This window comes from Mucilaginibacter conchicola, from assembly GCF_003432115.1.
Lineage (GTDB): Bacteria > Bacteroidota > Bacteroidia > Sphingobacteriales > Sphingobacteriaceae > Mucilaginibacter > Mucilaginibacter conchicola.
Map to the genome: position 1 here is coordinate 1,345,819 of NZ_QWDC01000001.1, position 18,799 is coordinate 1,364,617.

The window sequence follows — 18,799 nt, forward strand, 5'->3', positions numbered from 1 at the left end:
TGTAAAAAATTAATTTAAAGGTATATTCCGGGTTTGGCCTGTATTGTTGGTTACTGTTACAGATGCCATTGTATCATCAATATTAAAAAATCTGGCTGATTGCGACAAGAACGAACCACCGTGATAAAACTCTTGCTTAGCAGCTTTGCCATTTTTGTATTTAATGGTTGCAAACATATCTAACGGCTGTACCGCCACGGCCTTGGCAGGCTTTTTAAGCTCAAACACTTTAAGATTGCCTTTATGCTGGCTGGCCGCTAACAGGTATTTACCATTTGCACCGCGCAGTTTAACAAGGCCCTTGCCATCGCCGGGGATGTAAATACCGCTCTGCATAATGGTAAGCGGTTTAAAGCCGCCTTTGCCATCGCCTTTAAGCATCAGTCCGTTAAAGGCGTCGTACCTGCCTGTGCTTACATCGGTACCATAATCATTACCGTTAAGGATCACATCCAGGTTACCATCATGGTCAAAATCATCAACCACCATACCTGCCAGTTGCGACATTTGCGCCTCAATAGGCAGCGGCATCAACGTGAATTTACCATTGCCATCGTTACGCAGATAGCACGATTTGAGGTTGGTTGCCTTTAAACGAACGGCTCCTTTACGCATCTCGGGCGTTATTACGCTATCCATGGTAGCTACTGCATACGATTTGTAGTTTTGGAATTTACTACGCATACTGATCACCTGTTTCACAATATCATCACGGGTATGGGCCGGGAACTCTTTCATCTGGCCATCCTGATCTTTCAGGAACAGTGATGGGAAGGCATCATAGCTATCGTTATTATCAAAATCTTTAGCCGTAATGTACATAGGGTACTGGTCTGTAGCCTGGTAAAAGGTGTTGAGCCCTGTGTTACCAACAATGTAATCTATATCACCATCGTGGTCAAAATCGCCGCCGGCAATGGTATTCCACCAGCCCAGGTTTTTATCAATACCTGTTGATGCCGTTGCATCTTTAAATACCCCATGATCATTCTTCAGGAAGGTTACGGGCATCCACTCACCTGTTATCACCAGGTCGGGCCAGCCGTCGTTATCATAATCGGTGAAGGACGCATCACATACCAGGCCCAGCTTGTTTAAACTTTTGGCAACCGTAGGTGTAGCATCAGTAAATTTGATCTGCCCTTTGGTGCTCTCGTTACGCAGCACAAAGCTGGATACCGGCTTTGGATAACTCCATGGCTCAACCCGGCCCGAAACAAACAGATCGAGCATGCCATTCTTATCAAAATCTATTGCTTTTACACACAATTTGCTGGTGAAGTTTGCCGGCAGCGCATTAGGCTGCAGGGTAAAGTTGCCCTTGCCATCATTGGCATAAACCCTATCCTGATAAGCTTTTGAGTTTGGCTCCTGCTCATAACCGCCGCTGGCTACATACAGGTCAAGGTCGCCATCGCCATCGGCATCAAAAAGCAGCATGCCTTCGTCTTTAAATTGAACCGTAGTTGAAGCATCTGCTAAAGGGCGTTGTTTAAACGTGCCGTTTGCCTGCTGCAAGAAAACCTGCGCAGGGTATTTGGCCGAGCCGCCTACTACCATATCATCAAAACCGTTGCCATCAACATCGCCTACGGCTATCGCCGGCGAGTATTCGGTAAACTTGTGCGGCAGCAGTTTTTGTACGTTAAAATCGATGTAGTCGTCATCCTGCTGCTTGTAGTTGATGCCTACATTTCTGGTAACCTCAGCAAATAACGATCTGTCGTTTATTCCATCGGCTTTAAAGCTGTATGGGATATTAGCATTTTTAATGTTAACGGTAAGTACCTGGTCGGCTTTAACGCCTGTAAGTGTTTGCTGGCGGCCGTTTTGCCATTTTATCACCACCGAATCTAATTTGGATACGTTACCTAAACCAAAATGCGCAATGTTTTGAATGGTTGACAAATACCCACGGAACGGCGTATTTTCATATACCTGATGTTTGCCATTATCGTAATAAATATCAGCCCATGCACCTATCCCATCCTTGTTTTGGGCGGGGCCTTCAAATTTTATGTGCAGGTAATGGTTGTTTCCTTTATCGCTATCGCGCGATGTATTGCGGTATACAAATGGATCGTCATCAATGTTGTTGATGATCATATCCATGGCGCCATCGTTATCCAGGTCGGCATAAGCACAACCGTTAGAGAATGATGCTATATCCATACCCCAGTTTTTGGTAACATCCTCAAACTGTAGCTTGCCGTTGTTACGGAAAGCGTAGTTGGCAATTTTAACAATAGGGATCTGGCTCAGTACCTGTTTTTTTGATGCCAGAGCGTAAGATTCATTGCGGAAAACAATAAAATCATGGTCGGTAACATCGCGGGGGTAGCCGTTTGTTACCACTATATCTCTAAAGCCATCATTATCAAAATCGGTTATCATAGGCCCCCAGCTCCAATCTGTTTGGGCAACGCCGCTCATAAAGGCCACTTCGCTAAAGGCAGGTGCGCCTATAGTATCATTTTGGCCTAAACGCGGGCCCTGGTTTAGCTGCAGGGTGTTATGATTGTATTGATATTGATAGCCGTAATTATCAAAATTTTGGTAGAGTTGGTATTGGGTACCGGGCATAAACATCTTTTTACGATAGTTATCTTCCGGGTCCATATCCAGTTCAAAAACATCAGCAAGGCCATCGTTATTAATGTCCTGGATGTCTTGCCCCATGGCGCTGGTGGCAGTATGTTTAAAATACTCTTGCGTACGATCGGTAAATGTACCGTCGTGGTTATTGATGTAGAGGATATTGTTGGGCAGGAAATCGTTAGTAACATAAATATCTTTCCAGCCATCACGGTTTATATCAACAGTTGATGTGGCATGGCCATAACCTTCAATAAGGATGCCTGCTTCTTTTGATACATCTTTATAAACCGGGTGTTTTAAAACGGGATCATAATCATTACGGAAAAGTTTGCCCGTGCTTTTGCTTGTACCATCTGTTACCAACGGCCTAAACTGGCTTGTATTATCTGTTGATTGGGCCTCGTTAACGGTAAGGTACATATCCAGATCGCCATCGTTATCATAATCAAAAAACGAAGCCATAGTGGAGTGTACATTTATCTTAAGCCCATACTCTTCTGCTGATTCTTTAAAATGCGGAACGCCGTTTTTATCTGGCCCCTGGTTAATGTAAAGTAAATTTGTGCGCTTAACAGAATCATTAAGCAACGTGTAGCAAACGTAAATATCTTTCAGTCCGTCGTTATTGATATCAACAACAGCTACACCGCGGCCCCAGCCGCCTTTGCCACCTACGCCGGCCTGCTCGGTTACATCATCAAACTTAAAATCGCCTTTATTAATGTAAAGCTTGTTGGCTACAGCGTTACCTATAAAATAAATATCCTGCAGGCCATCATTGTTAAAATCGCCTATACCAACGCCACCACCGTTATAAATGTTCAGCTTATCAAGCGGGTTAATACTATCGTTCTCCACAATCTCATTATTAAATTTTATGCCGGAGTGTGATGAAGATATACGCTCAAAAAGTGTTGCTTTCTTACATGATGAAGCAAACAAAACTGTGGTTATTATCAGCAGGTATTTTAGGGGTTTCATAAACGGTTATTAACAAATATATCCAAAAAAAAAAGGGAAAGACGATACATCTTCCCCTCTTTTTTAATTATTCTGACTATGATTAATAGCCCGGGTTTTGCTTCAAAGTACCTTTAGACAAGTCGATCTGGTTTTGAGGAATAGGATAAATTTCGTTCTTGTTAGAAGTGAATTTAGCAACCTTCATAACTGCTGATGTAAATGAATCACCAAAGTCACGAGTGTTTTTAAGGAATTTCTCAATTTCAGTTGACATGATACCGGTTACAGGGCCGCCGTTAACAGCATCCCAACGAGAAAGGTCAAAGAAACGGTGACCTTCCATACCCAACTCTAACTTACGCTCAAAGTAAACTGCTTTGCGTGACCAAGCCTGGCCATTGGCAACAAATTGGTTTGTGTATAAACCTACTTTGTAGTTAGCAGCAAGCTGTGAGTTGTTTACAATTGGTTTAGTTGCATCAGGTTCTCCTTTATCATTATTGCCGTAACCTGTAAGTTTACCTTTAACCCAGCCGGTTTCATCAGCAGCACGCTCTCTGATTTGGTTTACATAACCTTGCGCATCAGCAAGTTGATTTGCTTCAACGGCACATTCTGCAGCCCATAGTATTACGTCGGCAAGCCTGATAGCATTGTAACTGTTTGCTGTTGACTGGTTAGCAGCCCAACCACCGTAGCTGTCTGAAGTTGTAGCTTGAGCAGATTTGTAGTAAACATTTTTAATTGGCAGGTAAGGGCCACCATTTGGCTGGTCACGAGCCCAAGCAGCACCCGGGCAAATACCCCAGTCTAAGTAAGGGATACCACGACGGCCAACTGACCAATCTAACCTTGCATCAACTAACTCATCGCCTGGCATGTAAATAGTACCGGCAGCAACAGCCTGATCATTTTTGATGTAACCATTTTGGTAAGTATCAATTAATGGTAAACCATTAGCATCAACTTTAAATGAGTTTACAAAATCAAAAGTAGGCTGGAAGAAACCGCAGCATCCGGCAGGGCCGCCTGATGGGAAGTTAAGTACGCTACCAGCGTTACCATTTAAACCGTTAGCACCATCATGTACTGAGGCCTGTACCACAAACACACCCTCGGCACCGTTTTTGGTTGATGGGTTAAAGTTGTTGGCGTATTTACCTAACTTATAATCGGCACCAGATGATGTTTTACCATGCGTTAAAACACCAGTAGCCGGATCTGCTAAGATCTTTAATGCATCAGCGTATTTGTGATCAAACATCAGGGTTTTAGCTTCAAATGCAAGCGCTGCCCATTTGTTGGCACGGCCAATTTGTGGTTGAGTTTCAGGAAGGTCTGCAGCAGCAGCTTTGAAATCAGCCTCTATTTTATCCCAGATTGGGCCTGTGTTTGGCACATTGTAGTTATTTGCCGTGTAAGTTATCGACTCATCAATGTAAGGGATGTTTTTCCAAAGCTTAGCAGCCTCAAGGTGGAAAAATCCGCGTAAGAAACGAGCCTCAGCAATGTACTGAGTTTTTTGCGCGTCAGTAATAGATCCGTCTTTAACTTGCGGAAGCAACCTTAAAACGTCATTTGCACGCTGTACACCAGCGTAGCAAACACGCCATTTATGGTCAAGGTAATCATTGGCACCTGTTGCGCTAAACGCTTCAAGGTTAGCCGCAGCAGGCTGGTCACCAGGGTTAGAGCCTTTGAAGGCATCACCCGCAACCACACTACCATATACCCAGTTATCCGTACCGGTTTCCCAAGGGCTACCAGCCTGGCCGTCAAAAACACCATCTACAACAGAATATGCACCGATCAGCACACCATCTACACCGGTACGTGTTGCAATCACCTCTGGGATCAAAGAGCCGATCGGCGCCTGATCAAGGAATTTTTTGCAAGAGTAAGTTAAACCGACCAACATAAGCGTGCCCGGAATAATTACTTTCAATTTAAAGCTTTTTTTCATAACTATTATCTTTATATCTTCTGTTAGTTATTATTAGAAACTAAGGTTTACACCAAAAATAAATCTGCGCTCGTTGTTTGGATAGTTACCCAAATCAATACCAGGGCTGTTACGGTCAACAGACTGTAACTCCGGATCAAGACCACTGTATTTAGTAGCAGTGAACAGGTTAGTACCTTGTACATAAGCACGTAATTTATCGATACCCACTTTTTTAAGCATTGATGGCTCAAATGTGTAACCAACTTGTACTGATCTTAATTTAAGGAACGAACCACTTTCTACGTAGTAAGAGCTGATCGCATCTGAAGTACTGAAGTTGGTTGTTTTCTCAAGGATCGGCGCTTTAGGATTTGTGTTGGTTGGAGTCCAAGAGTTGTTTAACAGGTCTAAGCTTTTGTTACCGGTTTGTGAACCGTAGAAGTTAGTCCAGTATTTGATAGTGTTGTAAATATCGTTACCATGTGAACCATAGAATACAGCACTAAGGTCAAACTTCTTGTAACCAAGGTTTAAGTTTACACCGTAAGTAAAATCAGGAAGCGGGTTACCAATTTTTGTACGGTCAGCATCAGTAATACGGCCATCACCGTTAACATCAGCATAACGGAAACGACCAGCTGCTGCGTCAGTTTGGTAAACCGGGGTTGAACCAAAAATATCTGGTTTTTGTTGTGCGTTAAGCGCATCAATTTCAGCTTTGCTGTTCCAGTAACCAATTACTTTGTAACCATAGAACTGGCCAATGCTACCACCTATCTGGTTGTAAACTACGTTACCGTTACGGATACCGGTTGTGAAGAACGGAGCACCAAGATCGGTAATTTTGTTGTTGATAGTAGTGATGTTAGCACCGATAGAGTAAGTGAAATCACCTGAAGCACCACGGTAGTTAGCACTGATATCAAAACCTTTGTTAACAACTGTACCAAAGTTAACAGCAGGGATAGCGCCATCGCTACCACCAACAGTTGCAGGAAGTGGTACGTTTACAAGCAGATCGCTGATGGTTTTCTTGTAGTACTCAACAGTTACATCAAAGTGGTTTAAGAATGTTGCATCAAAACCAACGTTAAATACTTTATCAGTTTCCCAGGTTGTTTTGTTGTTACCCAATGAGTTTTGGAAGTAACCAGGGATAACAGCGCTTGATGAACCATCAATTGGATATGAAGAGCTACCAGGGCCACCACCAAATGCGGCGTAAGCACTGTTTACACCAACGTTTGAGTTGTAACCTGATGTACCGTAGCTACCACGGATCTTCAAGTCATTTAACCATTGGTTACCTTTAAGAAACTCTTCCTGAGAAACTCTCCATGCCAATGATACAGCCGGGAAAGTACCCCATTTGTTACCTGCAGCAAATAAAGAGCTACCATCACGGCGGATAGTTGCACCCAGGATGTATTTATCGTTGTAAGTATAATCTAAACGCGCAAAGAACGACATGATCCTGTTAAGGTTTTGGCCGTTTGCACCAAATGAGCTGTTTGCAGTTGTTTGACCTGCCTGGCCGTTGGTGATGTTTGCGTAGAACGGATCAAGCGAGAACAGGTTTTTAGCGGTTGCGTTAATGTTACGACCGGTGAAACCTCTTTGCTCAAAACCACCTAACAAGCTAACATTGTGTTTACCAAATACTTGTTTGTAGCTAATGGTATTACTCCAGTTAAAGTTAGTTGCGTATGAAGAGCCTTCATTGTAGGTATTGTTACCACCATGGGCCTCACCGCTATCATACTGGCGGTAGCCAATGTTGTAGTAGTAACGGTTGTAAATATCAGCACTGTAAGCAGTACGCGCAGTAAAATGCTTAAGGAAATCAGCCTCAGCAAATACAGTTCCTTGTATACCGTACTCATTTGTGTGAGTAGTGGTTTGGCGTTGTTGTATACCAACAGGGTTAAGCGCGTTACCCAAAGCTGCAGGGCCTGCGTAAGTACCACCTAAGTTACCTGCAATATCATATACAGGGATAATAGGCAAAGTACGATAAGTTTCAGAAATAGGGTTACCCTCGTTTTGGTTACCACCGTTACCTAAACCACCACCACCGTTTGGTGAAGTGTTATAGAAAAAGCTCATGTTTTCGCCTAAACGAATATGATCTTTTACGTTAAAGGTAGTGTTAACACGTGCCTGGTAACGTTTAAAGTAAGTGTTGATAAGGGTACCTTGTTGGTTAGTGTAACCAAATGATAAGAAGTAAGAGCTTTTATCGCTTGCGGCACTTGCACTAAGTGAATGTTGTTGGATAGGTGCTGCTTTGAAAATTTCGTGGAACCAATCTGTACCTGCACCTCTAACAAATTTCTGGATCAGGTAATCTTTAGCCGGATCGTTATCAAGGTGATAGTTAGGTATAAAATTGTTTGCCTGCGCCTGGTTGAAAACACCTTTAGCAGATGCTGATTGGTAACCATAGTCATAAAACTTTTTGTTGTTACCTTTCATCAGGTCGTTATCAGGATCTACTTTACCAACCAATTGCTCGTACTGGTCTGCATTAAGCAGGTTAAACACGTTGCCGCTTAATGGCTGTGTAGTACCGTAGAAAGCATCGTAAGAGATAGTTGCTTTACCTTGTTTACCTTTTTTGGTAGTTACCACAACCACACCATTACCACCGCTAACACCGTAGATAGCTGCCGCACCGGCATCTTTCAATACAGAGATAGACTCGATATCATTAGGGTTAAGGTTTGAGATGCTACCGGTTTGTAAACCGTCAACAACGTAAAGTGGAGATGAGTTACCAAAGTTGCTGGTACCGCGGATAGTTACCTGCGCACCTGCACCAGGGGCACCTTGTGTAACAACGTTAACACCGGCTGCCTGGCCTTGTAACATATTCTCAGCACTTACTGTTGGTACTGACTTAGCTGCAGTAACGTTTACCGTGGTAACAGAACCTGAGATGTCCTTTTTACGCTGAGCGGTGTAACCTGTTACTACAACCTCGTTTAAAGTATTATTTGCAGACTTTAAGCTAACGTTAACAACGTCGCTTTGGCCTACTGTAACTTCCTGGGTTGTGTAACCCAGGTAGGTGATCACAAGCACATCGCCCGGCTTAACAGATATACTGTAATTACCGTTTACGTCTGTTTGTGTACCTATGGTAGTACCCTTTAACAAAATTGAGGCGCCAACTACCGGCAACTTGTCGTCGCTGCCTGTAACCTTACCTGTGTGTTTTGTTTGAGCTGTAACTACCAGCGAAGAAACCATGCAAGCCAGTAGCAGGCACAGCGCTCTTCCTTTGCGGAGTAAACTTTTAAACATGAGATTGAGATTTAGTTGATTAATATATTTGATTTAAGACCTTATTCGTGGTGAGATGGTGGAACATGGCCGGGAGTGCCCGTTCGCCGCCGTTTAACGGTAACATAAGACAAACGGATAGAATCTCTTCTTTCAGGAAAAAAGCATGGGCCTTTAGTTTTGAGATATGAAAAAAGAAATTGTAAAAGTTTAATCATATAGTTACACTATCCTATTAAAATATTACTGTTCAGTTTCAGACGGGCAACTCTGCAAAAAATGCGAAATCACTTTATCTGGTTAAATTGGTTTTGCGTTTCTTTATAAAGAAACTGGTTTATAATGGTATTCCTCTAATATAAATACAGTGTAAATGTTACACAAGCATAAAATAACGATTTACGAATTATTTATTTTTTTGCCATTATTTTAACAATTACATCACAATTACAACCCATGAGCATTTTATTAACAACAATAATCACTCTTAAATTATCATATTGTTAATAGCCACTTTATTGCAAAAGGCTGTTTTTCAGGGTCAAAAAGCCCAAATCAACGGGCTAACGTCACAAACTCGTTATACTACCTTTACATTTTAAAAACTTTGTGTTTTTTTTTAAAAAGTCCATCCCTCAAAATAAACATATTGTTAACGAACAATTAAATCTCCCGCACCCGAATACTGTCTAAACGACATTTACACGTACAAAATACACCAAGCCCATTTTTTACTCCTATAAAAACTTTGTATAAACAAAAACAGCTTTTGCGCAATGCAAAAGCTGTTTTTTTGACAGTTTATATAAATTATATTTAAATTATTTAAGCCACTTTACACTTGCTTTTTCGGTGATATCTGAGTTAGTACCAACCTCTATCACAAATTTGCCCGGCTCCCAATCATACTTCAGATCACTGTTAAAAAATTTCAGTTTATCAGGGGTGATAGCAAACGTCACTTCTTTCTTCTCTCCTACTTGCAACGATAGTTTTTTGAAATCCTTAAGCTCTTTAACCGGCCTGCTGATGCTTGCTTCAGGGTCACCTATATATAACTGTACCGTTTCTTCGCCGGCGTACTGGCCTTTGTTGGTTACAGTAACTGTAGCAGTAAGCGTTTCGTTACCTTTTAAGTTGGTTTTGCTTAATTTAAGGTTGCTGTATTCAAATTTGCTGTAGCTTAAACCATAACCAAACGGATATAAAGGTGAATTATCAATATCAAGGTAGTTTGATTTAAATTTAGTTGGGCCATCGGTATAAGGGCGGCCAGTATTTAAGTGGTTATAATATAAAGGTATCTGGCCCACACTGCGCGGGAAGGTTGTGGTTAGTTTACCCGATGGATTGTAATTACCAAATAACACGTTGGCTATCGCATTACCTGCTTCAGTACCCGGCGCCCATACATCTAATATAGCGGTAGCATTATCATTTTCCCATTGCAGGGTAAGCGGGCGGCCGTTAAACACCACCAGTACCATCGGTTTACCAAGCTTAGCCAGTTCTTTAAGCATTTTTTGCTGGCTTTCCGGTATGCCGATATCAGAACGGCTTGATGATTCGCCGCTCATACTTTGCGACTCGCCTACCACAGCAACAATAATGTCTGATCTTTTTGCCGCATCAACAGCATCATCGATCATGTCCTTAGGCGATTTTTTATCTAATGATACCATGCCCGGGCCAAAGTTAAGGCGCTTCATAAAGGTAGTATCATCAGTAATATTGCTGCCTTTGGCGTAGTTGATCTTTACTTTATCGCCAACCACACGTTGGATACCTTCCATCACGCTAACTGATTTTTCCCACTCGCCGCCAATAACCCAGGTACCTAACATATCGCGTTTGTTGTTGGCCAGTGGGCCAACCAACGCAATGCTGCCACCTGCTTTCTTTAACGGCAATGTTTGTGCATCATTCTTTAATAGTACAAAAGAGTGTTCGGCAGTAACGCGCGCAGCAGTACGGTTGGCCTCGTTCATGATATCATTTTTCTCACGAACCGGGTCAAGCGATTTGTAAGGATTATCAAACAAACCCAATTTATATTTAGCCTCAAGCACAAGGCGGCAGGCCCTGTCAATATCAGCAATGGTAACTTTTTTCTCTTGTAATGATTTCTTCAGTGTTTTTAAATAACCTTCGCCAACCATATCCATATCCAGGCCTGCATTAATGGCGCGGGCCGATACCGTTTGCAGGTCGCCAAGGCCGTGGTTAGTTACCTCGTTAAGCGATGTATAATCTGATACCACAAAACCTTTAAAGCCCCATTGTTTGCGCAAAAGGTCGGTAAGCAACCATTTGTTTACAGTTGAAGGCACACCATCAACCGTATTGAACGAGCTCATGATACTACCCGCACCTGCATCTAAAGCAGCTTTATAAGGTGGCAGATAATAATTATACATAGCCAGGCGACTCATATCTACAGTATTATATTCGCGACCAGCTTCGGCACCGCCATAAAGGGCAAAGTGTTTTACACAGGCCATTACCGCATCAGCATTTTTTAGGCTGGTGCCCTGGTAACCACGAACCATTGCAGCAGCAATACGGCCACCCAGGTAAGGGTCTTCGCCGCTACCTTCTGATATACGTCCCCAGCGTGCATCGCGGGCTATATCAACCATAGGCGAGAAAACCCAGTTCAAACCTTCGGCAGTTGCTTCTTTGGCAGCAATGCGGGCCGATTGTTTAATAAGATCAAGATCCCACGTTGCCGACATACCCAATGGTATTGGGAATATAGTACGGTGACCATGGATAACATCTAAACCAAATATTAACGGTATATGTAAACGCGAGCCTTTAACAGCAGCTTCCTGCATTTTGCGAACCTCGGCAGTGCCATAAAGGCCAAAAATACCACCAATAGATCCGTTCTTAACGCCATCGCCAATGCCGCTGTTGGTTACCGAACCAGTGATAGCCATACCACCCGTTACCAGGTTAAGCTGACCAATCTTTTCATCAATGGTCATCTTTTTCATCAGGCCGCTTACAAAGGCGTTCATTTTAGCAGTTTCGGCAGTGGTTTGCGCATTTACGTTAACACTTTTAAAACCGAATAAGAGAGCAGCGCTTATGCAAATAGCACTTTTAGGGGTAAAGATTTTTTTCATCTAAAAACAGTTTTGACGCGGTAAAAGCCAACATTATTAAAATGTTAACCTATCTTTATTAAATAACTGTAAAACTTATTAGTATAATTGGCATTATAAATTACACTAAAATAGGGTGTAATTTGTACACAATTGTAAATATTAAAATTAAACATTCAAAGTTTTTTATCTATAATACCCCATCATGTTAACAAAACAGGAACTGGAAGAGCATTGGGCGCAGGCAGAGGAGATATATCTTAACCATGTGTCTATAGACTGCGTTGTATTTGGTTTTCATGAGGGCCAGTTAAAGGTTCTGATGCTGAAAAGCAATAACGAAGAAGCCTGGTACCTGCCGGGGGGCTTTGTGCTTAACGAAGAGCCTATTGAGCAGGCGGCTAACCGTATATTAAAGGAGCGCACCGGTATTGACGAGGTTTTTTTACGCCAGTTCCATGTTTTTGGCGACCCCGATCGTACTAAATTTCATAAAGAGACTTACAAAGACAACTTGTTCTTTAACCAGCGTTTTATCTCGATAGGATACTACGCCCTGGTTGATTTTGTTGACGTAAAACCCATGCCCGATTCATTCTCTGAAGTTTGTACCTGGCGCGACCTGAACGACCTGCCCGAATTTCAGTTAGATCATGAGAATATTTTCCGCACCGCTTTGGATACCCTAAGGCTGCAACTGAACTATCAACCAATTGGCTACAGCCTGATGCCGCAGGAGTTTACCATGCCCGAGCTGCAGAAACTTTATGAGACCATACTGGATAAAAAACTGGATCGCCGTAATTTCCAGCGCCGTATTTTAGGTTTTGGCATTTTAAACAAATTGCAACAGACCCGCAAAGGCGGCGCGCATAAAGCACCATACCTTTACTCGTTTAACCTCGAGAACTACCGCGCAGCGCTTAAAGAAGGCTTGCAAGGCGGCTGGTAAAATTAGGCTGTACGGGCTTTTTTAGCTATATTAAGCCCGTTTGCTAACCTAATTTCTACTATGAAGCTCAAAAACGTACTGGTTGATACTGTTTTACTTATTTGCGGTATTTTTTCTGCAGGGTTCGGCCTAAAAGGATTTCTACTATCAAGTCATTTTATTGATGGCGGCGTAACAGGCATATCCATGTTGGTTGCCGATATCACCAAGACTCCCCTTTCGGTACTTATTTTTATCATTAATATTCCTTTCCTGGTATTGGGCTACCGTAAGCTGGGTTTAAAGTTTGCTGTTAAAAGCGCAGCCGCCATTGCCGGCCTTTCGCTATGCCTGGCATTTTTCCATTTCCCCGATGTTACGCACGATAAACTGCTTACCGCGGTATTTGGCGGTGTATTTATTGGCGCAGGGATAGGCATGGCCATTCGTGGTGGTGCCGTGTTGGATGGTACCGAGATAGCTGCCTTACTGGTAAGCAAACGGGCCCAGGTAGTACGCGTGAGCGACGTTATCCTGATGCTTAACGTTTTGATATTCCTGGTGGCAGTATTTACGCTGGGTGTCGAGTCGGGCTTATACTCTATCCTTACCTACCTGTCGGCTTCTAAGATGATCGATTTTATACTGAACGGTCTGGAGCAATATACCGGCATGACGGTGGTATCTGCCAAAGGCGAAGAAATACGTATTGCCATTACCCAAAGCCTTGGCCGTGGTGTTACCGTTTATCAGGGCAAAAGCGGTTATGGTAAAGACGGGCATATCAACTCGCCCCGCGAGATCATTTTTACTGTAGCTACCCGCCTCGAGGTACCGTTGCTTAAACGCGAGATATTAAAAATTGACCCGGCAGCCTTTATTGTACAAACCAGTGTGGATGATACTACGGGTGGATTATTGAAGAGGAAGAGCGGGCATTAGTAGCCCCCCGGCCCCCTAAAGGGGAGTAGGATCTAAACTTCACGTCATCCCGAATTTATTTCGGGATCCCACAGGACATGCCGTTCAACTTAGCATGTGAGATGCTGAAATAAATTCAGCATGACGACGGGTTACCGAGAGGCATCTTCGGCGTAATATTTGTTTATGCTGATGTAAACCAATTACATGCCCGAAGGCCCAAGCATACTTATCCTTAAAGAGAAGGTTCAGCAGTTTAAAGGCAAAACCGTTGTTGAGGCCACTTGCAACAATAGATCGCTGGATGTTTCTTTGCTTACAGATAAACCCATCATCGATTTTAAAAGCTGGGGCAAGCATTTCCTCATCTGCTTTCCTGACCTTACCGCGCGCATCCACATGATGATGTTTGGCACTTACCGCATTAATTCGCACACGGCTAAGCCGCCACGCTTAGGGCTGCGGTTTAGTGACGATACGGAGCTTAACTTTTACGCCTGCCAACTGCAATTAATTACCGAACCGCTTGATGATATTTACGACTGGCAGGCCGATGTAATGAGCGACGAGTGGGACAGCCGCAAAGCCATCAAAAAGATGAAAGCCGAACCGGAACTGTTAGCCTGCGATGCGTTGATGGACCAGCACATTTTCTCGGGCGTGGGTAACATCATAAAAAACGAAGCCCTTTTTAACGCCCGCATTCATCCGGAAAGTTTGATTGCTGCCCTGCCGCCAAAAAAGCTGAGAGAAATGATAAAAGAGGCCGTAAAGTACGCTTTTCAGTTTCTGGAGCAGAAAAAAGCCGGCACTTTAAAACGTAACTGGCAGGCCTACCATAAAAAAGAATGCCCGCGAGATCATGTGCCCTTCATCCGCAAAGACACCGGCAGATCGCACCGTACAAGTTTTTATTGTGAGGTGTGTATGAAGTTGTATGAGTAAGTAAGTGAGTGAAAAAAATGTCATTTCGAGCGAGCAGAAGGGTGGGGATATGTACCTGAGGGTGACGAGAAATCTTGTTACTCATGCATAGTTCAACTTGTTTTATCTAACAAGATTTCTCCTCGCTGTCGCTCGTTCGAAATGACAATATGTTTTTATTACTCGCAATGACGTATTTGTTGATATTACCCCAACCACTTACCAAATTCGTAAAACTTGGTGATCTTGATGCCCACCTTGCTGCCTACAGGGTACTTGCGCAGGGCGAAGTTCTGCAAGCGCAGGGTAACTTCATCGCGCTCTATGATGAGTTCTTCGTAAAAACCTTTGTATAGCACTTGTTTAACAAGCCACTTGGCGCCTAAAGCCATGGACGCGATCTGAATATGCTCGGCGTAGATAACCACTGCGCCGCGTTTTGATTTGATACCGCAAACCTTTGCCTGGGCAGCCGTTAGCTCGCTGCAGCTTACCAGTATTTTGGCAGTGTAAAGCAACTTAGGGCTTTCGTATAATTTCTCGGGCGAGCCGTGTTCTACAATCTCGCCTTCTTTTATCACAATGAGTTCATCGGCCATGGAAAGCAGCTCGCTTGGGTCGTGCGATACCAATACAACGGTTACCCCCCATTCTTTTACTATCTGGCGGATATCATGCTGCAGGCCTTCGCGGTAGTTGGCATCAACCTGGTTAAAAGGCTCATCCAGCATCAATACCTCGGGTCGGTTTATCAATGCTTTGGCGATAGTGACACGTTGTTTTTCGCCGCCGCTTAGCTTGCCGAAGGGCTGCTCGCGAAGCTCATATATGCCCAGCAGGTTAAGCGCCTGCGTTATTTTCTGTAGTTTGTAATTCACGTCCTCGGCAGGCAAGGAACGGCCGAGGTTATCCCAAACTGTAGCGGCCATTTCCATGTCGCTATTATCCTGGCTTACCATAGCAATTTTAGCATGCTCAGGCTCCATGTTATGCCCCCGCACCGGCAACGGCGCCCCGTGGAAGAACACGTCGCCGGAATCGGGCTTCATGTGGCCCGACAGTAATTTCAGCAATGAAGTTTTACCGCTGCCGCTCTCCCCCACTATACCGGTTATCTTACCCTTGGGTATAAAAACGGTGATATTATTTACCCCTGAAGATTTATCGCCAAAAAAATTCTTGGTAACCGTAATGGTCTCCAGTATCAGTTCATCCTTCATGTTTGCTTTAATGTGAGCCCGTTTCAAACGTAATAAAAAAAATTGTGATGAGCTCGTACAATCCCGTCATTGCGAGCGACAGCGTGGCAAGGAAGCCTCTCCCCAAACCTCTCTCCGAAGAAGAGGGGCTTTTAAGAAATTCATTTAAAGTCTCCCCGCCAGCTGGCGGGGGAGATTTAGAGAGGGCTTAACGAGCGTTCATGAATGCTTCGCAATTTAGTTAGGGCTCCAAAAACAAATCCCCAAAAAATACTATTCACACTAATAAACCATTAAACCAAACACCATGAACAAAACATTAGGCCTTATACTGATAGTAGTTGGCGCGGCAATGCTGATATGGACAGGCTTCACTTACACCAAAAAAGAAAAGATCATAGACGCGGGACCGATACAGGTATCGGCAGATAGGGAAAAAACTGTAAACTGGCCACCTTACCTGGGCGGAATACTACTGGTTGGCGGTATTGTGATCGTTGCTACCTCTAAAAAATCCTGAGGGGTAATTGTATATTAGCCCTATGCAACCTGTATTTTTTGAAACGCCTGCCCTTTTTCGTGAATGGTTTGAGCTAAACGCCGATAAGGAGAAAGAACTGCTGGTGGGCTTTTATAAAACAGGCAGCGGCTTGCCAAGTATTACCTGGCCGCAATCGGTAGATGAAGCGTTGTGTTTTGGATGGATAGATGGTGTGCGAAAATCCATTGATGATAAAAGTTATACCATCCGCTTTACGCCGCGCAAACCCGATAGCATCTGGAGCGCCGTAAACATGAAAAAAGTGGCAGAGCTGACTGAAAAGGGGTTGATGCAACCTGCCGGTGTAGCGGCCTATGCTAAACGGAAGGAAGAAAAGTCGGGGATATATGCTTTCGAGAACGAGGAGAAAGTGCTTTTGCCGGCTTACACCAAGCTGTTTAAAGCTAACAAAAAAGCATGGGCGTATTTTGAGGCGCAGGCACCGTGGTACCGCAAAGTCGCCTTCCATAGGGTGATGAGTGCCAAACAGGAGAAAACGCAGCTGAGCCGCCTGCAAAAGCTGATAGAGTACAGCGAAAAGGGCGAGCGTGTGCCCGGATGATGAAAAAAATACTGTCATCCCGGGTTGTTAGCTACCAAACCGGGACCCACACCGTAAAAACTCAACCTGTCATAGCCTGTATTTTGTGTGTGATGCTGCCTTTTGGCCTTGGGGCAGCACGACAGTTTATCTTTTAGTATCAAACCAGCTTTCCGTTATCTAAAGCCTGTTGTAATACCTCTACCTTAAATTTAGGTTTATAGCAATAGCCGGTAAGCTTTTTAACCCAACCGTACTTGTAGCCAAACATGGCTTTCAGCATCCGCACACGGGTTGATCCTTTTGGGTACCCGTATTTATACCAGCTGAATTTCGACTTGTCTATTTTAAAATGTTCGGCAAATTCTGCCAAAAACATATCTATTTCAATATCGTAAATATCAAGGTCGAGATCGAGGCTGGTATCTGCCTTTATCATTGATGTATCAACCGGCACAACCTTGTACCGCTTGCAATAATCAACAATAAAATCCTTTAGGTGCGGGGATAAATGCTCCATACAATGCCTTAATAGTTCTCTGATGTAAAGGACACCGTTATTTTGGCGGCGTTACACTTAAAGATACAAAAACGGCAAAAATGGTTGCAAGCAACTCAATAAAAGAAGATTAGATTAAAGTGGCTTATCAAATATGTACATCTCCAATGGCTCTTTTACACGGCCAAATTGCTCGGGGATGTTGAGCGATATCACCTCGCCGGTTTTGGCGTAGCCACGGCGCTCGTAGTAGGCTATCAGCTCGTGGCGTTTGGTGATAACCGTCATGGTCATGGCTTTTAAACCGCCGGCACGGCCATGTTCTTCGGCAGCCTGCAGCAGTTGTTTGCCCAAACCTTTAGCCTGCAGGGTTGGCGATACGGTAAGCATGCCCAGGTACAGTTTATCATTACGTTTTTGCACGTAAACACAGCCCGTTATTTTACCATCCTCGGTATTTTTGAACAGGGTAACGTTAGGGTCATTCAGTTCTTCGGTAAGGCTATCATGATCAATACGGGTACCTTCTATCATATCGGCCTCAGTGGTCCAGCCTTGTTTGGCACCTTCGCCGCGGTAGGCAGAGTTTATTAAAGCAACCAGTTCAGGTACGTCGGTTAATGTAGCGCGGGTAATAGCCATGCGGCAAATGTATTAAATCGGCTTAAAAATATGAGTTGAAAAATCAGCTTTTGCTGTCGGTATTTTCAATAACCCAATCTTTAAAATCATCAACACTGTAAAAAATAAAGTCGGGTTTTAAGGGAATCAGTTCGGCGGCATTTGTGGTATGCGCCCAGGCCGCTTCAGCTATCGGCACACCAACTTCTTTACAGCTTGTGATATCGCTTGGGGCATCACCTACATACAAAGCTTCCCCGGGCTGTATATTCAACCTTTGCAGCACACGTTTAATGCCGTTCACTTTATCCGGGCCATCCGGCGAACCCGTCTCCAATACTTCAAAATAACGGGTGGCATCAAACTGCTTCAGCGAGAGTTTTGTACTGTGGATGCCTTTGCCGGTCACCATAGCCAGCTGTACGCCTTTATCGGCAAGGGTTTGCAGCAACTCATTTATCCCCGGGAACATTGCCGGGCAGGTATGGTGCATGGCCTCGTAATGCAAAAGATAATCTTTAACGCCCTGGGCTTCCTGCTGTGGGATCAATGCGCGGATAGTCCCCTCTTCTGATGGACCAAAGGTGGCTATGATCTCCTCATTGCTAAGAGATTTGTTCAGTAAAGGTTCAATGCTTTTTTTAAAGGAGGCTATACAAAGTGGCAAAGTATCGGCAATGGTGCCGTCGAGGTCAAATATTATGGCTTTAAAATTCATAGG

At 43.7% G+C, this 18,799-nt stretch carries 13 protein-coding genes; 5 read left to right on the forward strand and 8 right to left on the reverse strand.

Features of this window, described 5'->3' with window-relative positions; translation table 11 throughout:
* Positions 1–9 precede the first annotated feature (9 nt).
* The 4 genes from D0C36_RS05940 to bglX all read right to left on the reverse strand — a co-directional run bounded on the left by D0C36_RS05940 (position 10) and on the right by bglX (position 11,922).
* Positions 10–3,579, reverse strand: coding sequence for a VCBS repeat-containing protein (locus tag D0C36_RS05940; protein WP_117390623.1), 3,570 nt, complete (start codon positions 3,577–3,579; stop codon positions 10–12).
* Between the two features lie 82 nt (positions 3,580–3,661).
* Positions 3,662–5,524, reverse strand: a complete 1,863-nt coding sequence (locus D0C36_RS05945) for a RagB/SusD family nutrient uptake outer membrane protein (protein ID WP_117390624.1) — start codon at positions 5,522–5,524, stop codon at positions 3,662–3,664.
* 33 nt (positions 5,525–5,557) lie between these two features.
* Positions 5,558–8,812, reverse strand: coding sequence for a SusC/RagA family TonB-linked outer membrane protein (locus D0C36_RS05950; protein WP_117390625.1), 3,255 nt, complete (start codon positions 8,810–8,812; stop codon positions 5,558–5,560).
* Between the two features lie 800 nt (positions 8,813–9,612).
* Positions 9,613–11,922: a beta-glucosidase BglX gene (gene bglX, locus D0C36_RS05955; RefSeq protein WP_117390626.1), complete on the reverse strand. Its 2,310-nt coding sequence runs from the start codon at positions 11,920–11,922 to the stop codon at positions 9,613–9,615.
* 184 nt (positions 11,923–12,106) lie between these two features.
* Between bglX and D0C36_RS05960 the strand changes: the two genes are divergently transcribed.
* The 3 genes from D0C36_RS05960 to D0C36_RS05970 all read left to right on the forward strand — a co-directional run bounded on the left by D0C36_RS05960 (position 12,107) and on the right by D0C36_RS05970 (position 14,698).
* Complete coding sequence (locus D0C36_RS05960) at positions 12,107–12,853, forward strand: NUDIX hydrolase (RefSeq protein WP_117390627.1); 747 nt, start codon at positions 12,107–12,109, stop codon at positions 12,851–12,853.
* A gap of 60 nt (positions 12,854–12,913) precedes the next feature.
* Positions 12,914–13,774, forward strand: coding sequence for a YitT family protein (locus D0C36_RS05965; RefSeq protein WP_117390628.1), 861 nt, complete (start codon positions 12,914–12,916; stop codon positions 13,772–13,774).
* 186 nt (positions 13,775–13,960) lie between these two features.
* Complete coding sequence (locus tag D0C36_RS05970; RefSeq protein WP_117390629.1) at positions 13,961–14,698, forward strand: DNA-formamidopyrimidine glycosylase family protein; 738 nt, start codon at positions 13,961–13,963, stop codon at positions 14,696–14,698.
* Between the two features lie 185 nt (positions 14,699–14,883).
* On the opposite strand, the gene D0C36_RS05975 is transcribed toward D0C36_RS05970, so the two are convergent.
* Positions 14,884–15,897, reverse strand: coding sequence for an ABC transporter ATP-binding protein (locus tag D0C36_RS05975; protein WP_117390630.1), 1,014 nt, complete (start codon positions 15,895–15,897; stop codon positions 14,884–14,886).
* A gap of 286 nt (positions 15,898–16,183) precedes the next feature.
* Between D0C36_RS05975 and D0C36_RS05980 the strand changes: the two genes are divergently transcribed.
* Complete coding sequence (locus D0C36_RS05980; RefSeq protein WP_117390631.1) at positions 16,184–16,396, forward strand: hypothetical protein; 213 nt, start codon at positions 16,184–16,186, stop codon at positions 16,394–16,396.
* 22 nt (positions 16,397–16,418) lie between these two features.
* Positions 16,419–16,979 carry a YdeI/OmpD-associated family protein gene (locus D0C36_RS05985; protein WP_117390632.1) on the forward strand — a complete coding sequence of 187 codons (561 nt, stop codon included), beginning with the start codon at positions 16,419–16,421 and terminating at the stop codon, positions 16,977–16,979.
* A gap of 139 nt (positions 16,980–17,118) precedes the next feature.
* Here the strand turns inward: D0C36_RS05985 and D0C36_RS05990 are convergent, their stop codons facing one another.
* The 3 genes from D0C36_RS05990 to D0C36_RS06000 all read right to left on the reverse strand — a co-directional run bounded on the left by D0C36_RS05990 (position 17,119) and on the right by D0C36_RS06000 (position 18,796).
* A complete protein-coding gene (locus D0C36_RS05990; protein WP_117390633.1) occupies positions 17,119–17,478 on the reverse strand; it encodes a DUF1493 family protein in 360 nt (119 codons plus the stop codon).
* Positions 17,479–17,592: 114 nt separating this feature from the next.
* Positions 17,593–18,099 carry a GNAT family N-acetyltransferase gene (locus D0C36_RS05995; protein WP_117390634.1) on the reverse strand — a complete coding sequence of 169 codons (507 nt, stop codon included), beginning with the start codon at positions 18,097–18,099 and terminating at the stop codon, positions 17,593–17,595.
* Between the two features lie 43 nt (positions 18,100–18,142).
* Positions 18,143–18,796, reverse strand: coding sequence for an HAD family hydrolase (locus tag D0C36_RS06000; protein WP_117390635.1), 654 nt, complete (start codon positions 18,794–18,796; stop codon positions 18,143–18,145).
* Positions 18,797–18,799 lie beyond the last annotated feature (3 nt).